Below are 9,222 nucleotides of genomic sequence, written 5' to 3'. Positions count from 1 at the left end.
CCCCACCTGCCCCTGCGGAGCCGCCCGCCGCCCCCTCCGGCAAACCTGCGCGTGGCAAGAGCGTGCAACCCGCACAGGCGGACGAAACCCTGTGCGCGCTCGCCGCGCAGCTGCCATCGAACCTGTACTTCGGCACATCCTCCTGGGCCTACCCCGGCTGGAACGGGCTGGTCTATGACGGCGAGTACGGCGACAGCCTGCTGTCACGCAAGGGCCTGGCCGCATATTCGCGCCATCCGCTGCTGCGTGCCGCCGGCATCGACCGCGGCTTCTACGGGCCGATCCCGCTGGCGGACTACCTGTCCTATGCCGCGCAGGTCCCCGACGGCTTCCGCTTCCTGGTCAAGGCGCCCGCCAGCGTCTGCGATGCCTGGCTGCGCGGCTCCGACGGCGCCGGCCGGCTGGCCAACGCTGCCTTCCTCGATGCCGAGATCGCGGTGCGCGACTTCATCGTGCCCGCCACCAGCGGGCTGGGCAGCAAATGCGGGCCGCTGCTGTTCCAGCTGTCGCCGATGGGTCCGCTGGCCGACAGCGCCGTGTTCCTGGAGCGGCTCGATGCCTTCCTGGGCGCGCTGCCGGCACTCGATCCGTCGATCACCCCGCATGCGTGCTACACGGTAGAGCTGCGCGACCCAGCACTGCTGACGCCACGCTATATCCGGCTGTTGCGCCGCCACGGGGTGCGCTTCTGCCTGTCGGCACGTGACCGCCTGCCGCCGGTGCCGCGCCAGGCCGCGGCGCAGGCGCTGATGGACGAGGAAGCGCCAGGCCCGCTGGTGCTGCGCTGGATGCTGCATGGGGGCCGGCCCTACGCCTACGCGGAAAAGCTGTACGCACCCTTCGACCGCATCGTCGACGACGACCCCGACACCCGCCATGCCATTGCCGATGTGGTGGCACGCACGCTGCGCGCGGGGCAGCCTGCCATCGTCATTGTCAGCAACAACGCCGAGGGCTGCGCGCCGCTGAGTTGCGTGCGGCTGGCCGAGTCGATCATTGCGAGGCTGGCGCGGTGAATCGCTTGCCGGCAGTGCACAGTGGCCGATAGGCCGCTCCCGCAGGCAACGGCCATCACCGCCTGAACACTTGTGCATAATATGCACAGCTGGAGGCCATGCGCTTGTCCCCACCCACGCGATCGGCTTGAATCGGGGCACCTTCCAACCGAGGAAGGATGGAGACGACGATGCCCCTTTCCACTACGGCGCGCACACCGGGCCGCGCCGCCCTGCCGCAGCTGCTTGATCCTGCCTCGATAGCCATTGTCGGCGCCTCGCGCGATACCAGCCGCATCGGCGGCGTGGCGCTGGACCACCTGCAGCGCCTTGGATACCAGGGTCAGGTGTATCCGGTCAATCCGCGCTATGCCGAGATCGCCGGCCTGGCGTGCTATCCCGATATCGAATCCGTGCCGCAGGTGCCTGACGTGGCGGTGCTGGAGCTCGGCGCGGACGAGGTGCTGCCGCAGTTGCAGCGCTGCCATGCCCGCGGCGTCCGTGCCGCCATCGTCTACGCCTCGGGCTTTGCCGAGGCCGGTGAAGCTGGTGCCGGGCGCCAGGCCGCACTTGCGGCCTTCGCCCGCGAGAGCGGCATGGCAATCGCCGGACCCAACTGCATGGGGCTGGCCAACCTGACCACGCGCGCCATCACCGCATTTGCCACCACGTTCCGCGCGTTCCCGCCGCAGGACGGCCCGGGTGCCGTGAGCCTGCTGACCCAGAGCGGCAACGTCTGCGCCATCGTCTACGCCACAGGAAGGCAGATGGACGTGGGCTTCCACCAGTTCATCAATACCGGCAACGAAGCCTGCCTGGACTATTCGGATTACCTCGACTACCTCGCGGACGATCCGCAAACCGCGGCCGTGGTCGGTTACGCGATGTTTGCGCAGGGAAACTAGGGTCGGCTTTTGGCGCCGACCCAGCGCCCGGTCCCTACTTCCTCAACTTGCCCCCAAACTGCTTTCGAAACTTGGCCAGTTTCGGCGAGATCACAAAGGCACAGTACCCCTGGCTCGGATGATCCTGGTAGTAGTTCTGGTGACTTGCCTCGGCGCGCCAGTACGGTTGCTCCGGCTCGACCTGCGTCACGATCGGCGCATCAAAGACCTTGGCGGCAGCCAACTCCCGCATCACGTATTCCGCCGTGGCCCGTTGCGCCTCCGAATGCGTAAAGATCGCCGACCGGTACTGCGGCCCCACGTCGTTGCCCTGCCGGTCCGGCGTGGTCGGGTCATGGATGGCGAAGAAGATCTCCAGGATCTGGCGATAGTTGATCACCGACGGATCGAAGGTGACACGGACCACCTCGACGTGCCCGGTATCCCCCTCGCAAACCTGCTGGTAAGTCGGGTGATCCACGTGCCCGCCGGTATAACCGGACTCCACCGCCACCACGCCATCGACCTGCTGGTAGACCGCTTCCAGGCACCAGAAGCACCCGCCCCCCAGCGTGGCCGTTTCAAGTCCATGTTCCATTTGCGCCGCCCCCTTGCGTTGTCGTCTGTGGTGTCACGGCCTCAAGCATAAGCGCAGATTGGCGCCCTTGCAGCAGATTCAGCCAGGCTGGCGCTGCGCCTCCAGCATCGCGCGCAGTTGCGGCTTGAGCACCTTGCCCAGCGCGCTGCGCGGCAGGTCCTCCAGCAGCACCACCTCGCGCGGCAGCTTGAAGCGGGCAATGCGCGTGGCCAGCAGTTCGCGCAGCGGCTCCGCGCCCAGCGCGTCGCGCGGCGCGCCCGGCGCGGGCACGATCACCGCCACCGGCACCTCGCCCCAGCGCGCATCGGCCACGCGGACCACCGCGCACTCCTGCACGCCGGGCAGGCCGGCCAGCACGTTCTCGATCTCGGCGGGATAGATGTTCTCGCCACCCGAGATGATCATGTCCTTGCTGCGGCCGACGACTTCGATGCAGCCGCCGGCATCGCGGTGCGCGAGGTCGCCGGAATGGAACCAGCCGTCGGGCAGGCCGTTATCAGGCTGGTTCCAGTAGCCAGCCATCACGTTGGCGCCGCGCACCCACAGCTCGCCAACCTCGCCCGGCGCCACCTCGGCACCGTCCGGACCGGCCAGCCGGACTTGCGCCTCCGGCTGCGGCCAGCCGGCATAGCCAGGCCGGGCCATCGCATCCTGCAGCTTCAGCACCACCGACACCGGACCGGTCTCGGTCGCGCCATAGACCTGCCCCAGCGGCACGCCGCGCGCATGGAAGGCCTCGATATACGACAGCGGGATGGTCGACGAACCTGCCATCACGCCGCGCAGCGCCGACAGGTCGGCCCCGGGCCAGCCGGGATGCTCAAGCACCGCGCGCAGCGTGGCCGGCACCATCAGCGACAGGCTCGGCCGCGCCTGCGCGACCGCGCCGAGCCAGGCGTCCGGCGCAAAGCGGTCGTGCAGCGTGACCTGCGCCCCGGCCAGCAGCGCCGGCAGCGTCTGGATGCACAGCCCGCCGACATGGAACATCGGCAGCACCGACAGCACGTGGTCGTCCGCGGTCATGCCGTGCGCCCACCAGCTGGCGCGCGCATTGGCCAGCAACCCGGCCTGCGTATGCACCGCGCCCTTGGGCTTGCCGGTGGTGCCGGAGGTGTAGGCCAGCAGCAGCGGCGCATCGTCCGGCACCGGCGCATGGGCCACGCCGAACGGCGCGGGATGGTCGATCAGCCGGTCGAGATGCGCGACCTGGCAGCCGCTGCCAGCCTCCTGCGCCAGCCCTGCATGGCGCTCGTCATGGAACAGCGCGGCCAGTTGCGCGTGGCCGGCAATGGTACGCAGCTCCGCCGGCGCCAGCCGGTAGTTCAGCGGCACGAACATCGCCCCGACACGCGCACAGGCGAACAGCAGCACCAGCTGCAACTCGTGGTTCAGGCACAGCGTGCCGACGCGGTCGCCCGCGCGGATGCCCCACGTCGCTGCCAGGTGGGCGCTGGCACGCTCGACGCGCCGCCACAGCTTGCCGTAGGTGAAGGTGCGGCCCAGGTAGTGCAACGCCGGCCGCCCCGGCGCCGCGGCGGCATGGCCATGCAGCATGGCCGGCAGCGCGCCCAGCCCGGCGGCGCCCGCGCGCATGGCGCGGCTGGCGGCGCTCATTCGTCGCGCTCGCCGGATTCGTACAGGGTCTCGCGCCCCATGCGGTCCAGGATCAGCTCGGCGGTCCAGGGCAGCATCAGCGCACCGCAGCGCGAGTCGCGGTAGAGCCGCTCCAGCGGCAGGTCCTTGAGCATCGACTGGCCGCCGCAGGTGCGGATCGCCAGCCGGGCGATGTCGTTGGCGCCTTCCATCACGGTGTAGTGCGCGGCGTACAGGCGCAGGCGCTCGTCCTTGGTCGGATTGGGCCTGGCCTCATGGATCACGCGCCAGAAGATCGAGCGCATGGTTTCCAGCTGGATGCGCATCTGCGCCACCGCGATCTGCTTGGTCGGGTACATGCGGCGCTTGACCGGCGGCTGGCCCGGCACCTCGCCGCGCAGGTACTGCACGGTGAAATCGTAGGCAGCCTGGGCTACGCCCAGGTAGGTCGGCGACAGCGTGAAGAACATTGCCGGCCAGGTCTGCGCGGCACGGTAGTAGACGCCGCGCGGCATCAGCTGCTCATGGTCGGGCACGAACACGTCCTTGAGCAGCAGCGTGCGCGATACCGTCCCGCGCATGCCCATCGGGTCCCACTCACCGGTCACGGTCAGCCCTTCCGCCTTGCCGGGCACGGCGATATAGAGCGTGTCGCGCATGTCGGGATGCTGGTCGCCGCGGTCCTCGGTGCACAGGATGCCGTAGTAGTCGGCCGCGCCCGACAGCGAGGCGAAGATCTTGCGCCCGTTCAGCACCCAGCCGCCCTCGACCTTGCGCGCGGTGGTGCCGAACGGCGCCTTGCCCGCGGCAGCGGCGGAGCCTTCGGAGAACGGCTGCGCATAGACCGCGCCATCGCGCACCACGCGCGAGAAATGCAGCTCGCGCCGGGCTTCGTGCTCGGCGCGCTGCTCAGGCGTCATGTCGATGCCGTCGGACAGCACGCCGGTCCACATGGTCGAGCAGATATGCATGTTGTACGTCAGCGCCGTGGCCCCGCAGAAGCGGCCGATCTCGGCGCCGACCATGCAGTAGGTGGCAAAGTCCGCGCCCTCGCCGCCGAACGCCTGCGGCACGCACAGGGCCAGCAGGCCGGCCTCGCGCAGGTCGGCATAGTTGGCGAAGGGGAAGCTGGCCTCGCGGTCCCAGGTGGCTGCGCGCGCGGCGAAGCGCTCGCGGCCGAGGCGGTTGGCCAGCGCCAGCAGGCGCGCTTGTTGCGGGGTAAAGTCCGCCGTACCGATGGCGGGAATGAAGTCGAGCTGTCCGGATGGCATGTCGCGGTCTCCTGTTTTCCTGCTCGCGCCGGATGCGGTGGCGGCGCTGCGGCGGTTCTTGTGTTGCGTTGCCGGGAAGCGGCGTGGTTCAGTGCACGGGGAAGCGCCGCTGCAGGAAATCCAGCACCGCTTCGTTGAACAGCGCCGGCCGCTCCATGCAGGCCAGGTGGCCGACATCCGGCAGGCAGCGGTATTCGGCGCCGGGAATGCGCTGCGCCATGCGCTCCATCACCTCGGGCGCGGCATTGGTGTCGTGCTGCCCGGCCAGCGCCAGCACCGGCACCGCGATGCGCGGCAGCGCGTCGCGCTGGTTGAAGCGCACCAGCGCGCCCAGCGCCGCGCGGTAGGTTGGCGCCGGCACCGCCGCCATCACCGCCGTGGCAAAGGCCACGGCTTGTGGCTCGACATCGGGCGCGACCATGGTGCGCACCAGCCCGGCGGCCATCTCGGCCATGGTCCTGCCGGCGTCCAGCGGCGCGGTGCGCGCGGCGATGAAGTCGCGCTGCCAGGGCCCGTCGCCCTTGCCAAAGGCGGGCGAGGTGCCGGACAGCACCATGCCGTCGATCAGCGCGGGCGCGGCCGCGCAGGCCTGCTGCGCCACCATGCCGCCCATGCTGTGGCCCAGCAGCACCACGCGCCGGCCGGCGTCGCGCTCGGCCTGCAGCAGCGGCGCCAGCGCTTGCGCCAGCCCGTCGAAGTCATAGGGATCGATCAGGGCGCTGTCGCCGTAGCCGGGCATGTCCCAGGCCGCGGCGCGGTAGCCGGCCTGCGCCAGCGCCTCGCCCTGCGCGGGCCAGGCGGCCTTGCCGCCGCCGATGCCGTGCAGCATCACCACCGCCACCGGGCCATCGCCCCAGGCCAGCGTGGCGATGCCGTTGGCGTGGCGTTGCATCGTCGCGGTCGCGCTCATGCCGCCACCTCCACCAGCGTGCCCGCTTCCACCTCGTTGCGGCCATCCAGCGACACCGTGCAGTTGCGCAGCGGCAGGTCGAAATGGCCCAGCGTATGCCGCCCGGCGACCTCGTTGGCGCCGGTCGAGAACAGGAAGTTGCCGGCAAACGCGCGCAGCTCGGTGCCGTTGCAGTCGCGCTTGTCGTAGAAAGTCATCGCGTCCCAGCGCGCCAGCCGGTTCAGGCCCCAGCCCACGTGCGAGACCGCATACGCATCGCGCGTGCCTTCGCGATCGGCCCAGGCCTGGTAGTAGCCGCGCATCATGTCGGCGTCGACGCCCTGCCCCTCGACGCCGACGATGTAGTCGTCCTCGATATGGCAGACCACGGTATCGCGCAGGTAGGTCTTGAAGGTCAGGTTGACGTCGCCCGGCGCCAGCACCAGCGTGCCGTTGACCTGGCGGCTGGCCGGAAACGCCAGGCACAGCCCGCCGGGCCAGTGCGAGACCTGGCCGGGCTTGTTGCAGAAGCCCCAGACCCCGCCCACGCGGGCGTCGGCCAGGCCGATGCGCAGCTCGGTGCCGGCCGGCGAATGCACGCGCATCTCGCGCGCGCCGCGCAGGCGCTTCATGGCGGCACGCACGGTGCCTTCCAGCGCCGGGTCGGGCTGGCAGCGTTCCAGGATCTCGGGATGTTCGTTGCTGACCATCAGCATGCGCGGCACGATGCCGTCGGCACCGCGCAGGATCAGCGGCAGTTCCGGCGCGTGCAGCAGGCCTTCCACCGTGCAGTCCAGCACCAGGTGACAGCGCGACAAGGCCGCCACCACCGGCGCGAGGCCCTGCAAGGCATCGCTGGCGCCGGTGGAGCGCACCGGCGCGGGCGCGCCAAGTGCCGGTGTCGGCACCTGGATCCGCACCGGGGTGGCGCCCAGCGACTGCACGGCCAGTTCGGCCAAGGCCACGTTGACAGGGCGGGATTGCGACTCCGTTACAATTCCAACGACTTCCGCACCCTGCAGGGCACAGAGTTCCAGCGTGCGCCGGAACGCCGCCAGCCAGCGGTGTTCGATCTGCTCGATGAGCATGACTTGTCTCCGGTTGTTCTTGTATGGCGGCAGGGCTCGCCTGGTTTTGTGCGCCAGCCAACGCCCGCATCGCGGATTGGTGGTCGCCGGGCTTGTACTCGATGCCCATGGCGCGAATAATATATATGAAATTTCATGAACTCCAGCGGAGCCCCCATGGGCATGCCTGAGGCCCAGCCACAGATCACCAGCGCCGCCGCACCAGATTTCGATGCGCAGCACTTCCGCCGCACCCTGTCGCAGTTCGCAACCGGGGTGACGGTGATCACTACGCGCGCCAGCGCCGCGTCGGTCGCCGCCGGCGCGCCGCCGTTCATCGGCATCACCGCCAGTTCGTTCAATTCGGTGTCGCTGGATCCGCCGCTGGTGCTGTGGAGCATGGCCACGCGCGCCAACAGCCTGCCGATGTTCCGCGACGGCACCCACTACATCATCAACGTGCTGTCGGCCTCGCAGCTGGAGCTGTGCCAGCGCTTCGCCACCCTCAAGGGCGACCGTTTCGCCGGCGTCGACTACCGGCTCTCGGCCACCGGCCTGCCGATCCTGTCCAATGCGCTGGCCTGGTTCGAATGCCACAACCGCAGCCGCTACGACGAGGGCGACCACATCATCTTCGTGGGTGAAGTCGAGCGCTGCGGCGTGCTCGATGGCAGCGACGGCCCGCTGGTATTCCAGGGCGGCCAGTTCACCACCACCGCCCCCCTCGACCTCTGAACGGCACCGGGCCCATCATGGCGGACCTGCCCGCGCAATCCCCCCTGCCCTTTGTCGATGGCTACCTGGCCTACCTGCTGGCCCGCGCCAGCCACCTGATCTCGGGCGAATTCCACCGCGAAGTGGAGGCCAGCGGCCTGTCCGTGCAGGAATGGCGCGTGCTGGCCACGCTGGCCGACCGCCCCGACTGCACCATCGGCACGCTCGCCGAAATCACGCTGACCAAGCAGCCGACGCTGACCAAGCTGGTCGACCGCATGGCCGCCGACGGGCTGGTGACGCGCCGCGCCGGCCAGGCCGACCGCCGCCAGGCGCTGATCTCGATCACCCCGCGCGGCCTCGCGCTGGCCCAGCCGCTGCTGGCACGCGCCGCCCAGCACGAGCGCGCAGTGCTGGACGACTTTGGCCCGCGCCAGGGCGCGCTGCTGAAAGAAGCCCTGCAGCAGCTGATTGCGCTGCATACGCAACGCTAGGCGCCCTCCGCCGCCTTCAGGATCGCCAGCGGCGAACTGTCCACCTTGATGCGCTGCAACACGATATTCGAGCGGATATCCATCACGCCCTTGGTGCGGTACAGCCGGTTCACGATGAAGTCCGAGTAGTGCTTCAGGTTGCGCGCCTGCACCCGCAGGATGTAGTTGCTGTCGCCGGTGATGATGTACGCGGACAGCACTTCCGGCCACGACTGAACCGCGGCGATAAAGGTGTCGTGCCAGCCTTCCACATCATGGCGCATCGAGACCTGCACGATCGCCTCAAGCTCCAGCCCGAGCTGCTCGGCGTCGAACCAGGCGCGGTAGCCGCCGATCACCCCTGACTCTTCCAGCAGGCGCACCCGCCGCAGGCATGCCGAAGGCGACAGCGCCACGCGGTCGGCCAGGTCCTGGTTGCTGATGCGGCCGTTCTCCTGCAGGCAGGTCAGGATGCGCAGGTCGGTGGGATCGAGGTTCATTCGAATTTCCTTCGACTAATCATCAATTCTTCGCATTTTATGCGAAAGATGACCGCATCGACGGTCCATTTAGCAAGCCTCTTGCCGGCAATTTTGACTATGATTTCCGTCATCGAGGCAGACAACGACGGCGCCTTGCAAAGGCGCCGCGCACCCTTATGACCGCCCCCAATCAAGACCCGCGCCGGCTGTGGGACATCAGCCCGCCCCTCTCCCCCCCCACCCCGGTCTGGCCCGG

General features: G+C 69.2%; 10 protein-coding genes and 1 pseudogene. 4 read left to right on the top strand and 7 right to left on the bottom strand.

All coding sequences use genetic code 11. The annotated features are described in order from the left end of the window. On the top strand, positions 1–1,016 hold a 1,016-nt coding region (locus AC3WRI_RS32455), incomplete at its 5' end, for a DUF72 domain-containing protein (RefSeq protein WP_492294964.1). A gap of 170 nt (positions 1,017–1,186) precedes the next feature. Further along, positions 1,187–1,876: pseudogene (locus AC3WRI_RS32450) on the top strand (CoA-binding protein); the annotation flags it as partial. A gap of 58 nt (positions 1,877–1,934) precedes the next feature. Here the strand turns inward: AC3WRI_RS32450 and msrA are convergent. The 5 genes from msrA to AC3WRI_RS32425 form a co-directional block, all read right to left on the bottom strand. Beyond that, the gene (gene msrA, locus AC3WRI_RS32445) at positions 1,935–2,477 is read right to left on the bottom strand and encodes a peptide-methionine (S)-S-oxide reductase MsrA (RefSeq protein ID WP_010813715.1); all 543 of its coding nucleotides are present in this window, start codon (positions 2,475–2,477) and stop codon (positions 1,935–1,937) included. 78 nt (positions 2,478–2,555) lie between these two features. After that, a complete protein-coding gene (locus AC3WRI_RS32440; protein ID WP_492294962.1) occupies positions 2,556–4,091 on the bottom strand; it encodes a class I adenylate-forming enzyme family protein in 1,536 nt (511 codons plus the stop codon). Then, complete coding sequence (locus tag AC3WRI_RS32435; protein WP_011615843.1) at positions 4,088–5,341, bottom strand: acyl-CoA dehydrogenase family protein; 1,254 nt, start codon at positions 5,339–5,341, stop codon at positions 4,088–4,090. The genes AC3WRI_RS32440 and AC3WRI_RS32435 overlap by 4 nt, the downstream gene beginning before the upstream one ends. A gap of 88 nt (positions 5,342–5,429) precedes the next feature. Continuing rightward, positions 5,430–6,251, bottom strand: coding sequence for an alpha/beta fold hydrolase (locus AC3WRI_RS32430; protein ID WP_492294960.1), 822 nt, complete (start codon positions 6,249–6,251; stop codon positions 5,430–5,432). Next, entirely contained in the window at positions 6,248–7,318 is a 1,071-nt protein-coding gene (locus tag AC3WRI_RS32425; RefSeq protein ID WP_010813719.1) for a 2,5-dihydroxypyridine 5,6-dioxygenase NicX family protein, read from the bottom strand. Before AC3WRI_RS32425 ends, AC3WRI_RS32430 begins: the two co-directional genes overlap by 4 nt. A gap of 156 nt (positions 7,319–7,474) precedes the next feature. On the opposite strand from AC3WRI_RS32425, the gene AC3WRI_RS32420 reads away from it, so the two are divergent. Beyond that, a complete protein-coding gene (locus AC3WRI_RS32420) occupies positions 7,475–8,032 on the top strand; it encodes a flavin reductase family protein (protein ID WP_010813720.1) in 558 nt (185 codons plus the stop codon). A gap of 17 nt (positions 8,033–8,049) precedes the next feature. After that, positions 8,050–8,505, top strand: a complete 456-nt coding sequence (locus AC3WRI_RS32415) for a MarR family winged helix-turn-helix transcriptional regulator (RefSeq protein WP_058696677.1) — start codon at positions 8,050–8,052, stop codon at positions 8,503–8,505. Here the strand turns inward: AC3WRI_RS32415 and AC3WRI_RS32410 are convergent. Beyond that, complete coding sequence (locus AC3WRI_RS32410; protein WP_010813722.1) at positions 8,502–8,984, bottom strand: Lrp/AsnC family transcriptional regulator; 483 nt, start codon at positions 8,982–8,984, stop codon at positions 8,502–8,504. The genes AC3WRI_RS32415 and AC3WRI_RS32410 overlap by 4 nt on opposite strands. Next, positions 8,981–9,222: hypothetical protein (locus tag AC3WRI_RS32405; protein WP_492294959.1), on the bottom strand; the 242-nt coding region annotated here is incomplete at its 5' end. The genes AC3WRI_RS32405 and AC3WRI_RS32410, both read right to left, overlap by 4 nt.

This window comes from Cupriavidus sp. FW305-27 (genome assembly GCF_058787995.1).
The sequence above is the reverse complement of the archived record's forward strand: the minus strand, read 5'-3'. Positions and strand labels throughout refer to the sequence as shown.

Excerpts from the sequence above, each read along its gene's own strand:
- msrA (WP_010813715.1), bottom strand. The coding sequence starts at position 2,477 with ATGGAACATGGACTTGAAACGGCCACGCTGGGGGGCGGGTGCTTCTGG.
- AC3WRI_RS32440 (WP_492294962.1), bottom strand. The coding sequence starts at position 4,091 with ATGAGCGCCGCCAGCCGCGCCATGCGCGCGGGCGCCGCCGGGCTGGGC.
- AC3WRI_RS32435 (WP_011615843.1), bottom strand. The coding sequence starts at position 5,341 with ATGCCATCCGGACAGCTCGACTTCATTCCCGCCATCGGTACGGCGGAC.
- AC3WRI_RS32430 (WP_492294960.1), bottom strand. The coding sequence starts at position 6,251 with ATGAGCGCGACCGCGACGATGCAACGCCACGCCAACGGCATCGCCACG.
- AC3WRI_RS32425 (WP_010813719.1), bottom strand. The coding sequence starts at position 7,318 with ATGCTCATCGAGCAGATCGAACACCGCTGGCTGGCGGCGTTCCGGCGC.
- AC3WRI_RS32420 (WP_010813720.1), top strand. The coding sequence starts at position 7,475 with ATGGGCATGCCTGAGGCCCAGCCACAGATCACCAGCGCCGCCGCACCA.
- AC3WRI_RS32415 (WP_058696677.1), top strand. The coding sequence starts at position 8,050 with ATGGCGGACCTGCCCGCGCAATCCCCCCTGCCCTTTGTCGATGGCTAC.
- AC3WRI_RS32410 (WP_010813722.1), bottom strand. The coding sequence starts at position 8,984 with ATGAACCTCGATCCCACCGACCTGCGCATCCTGACCTGCCTGCAGGAG.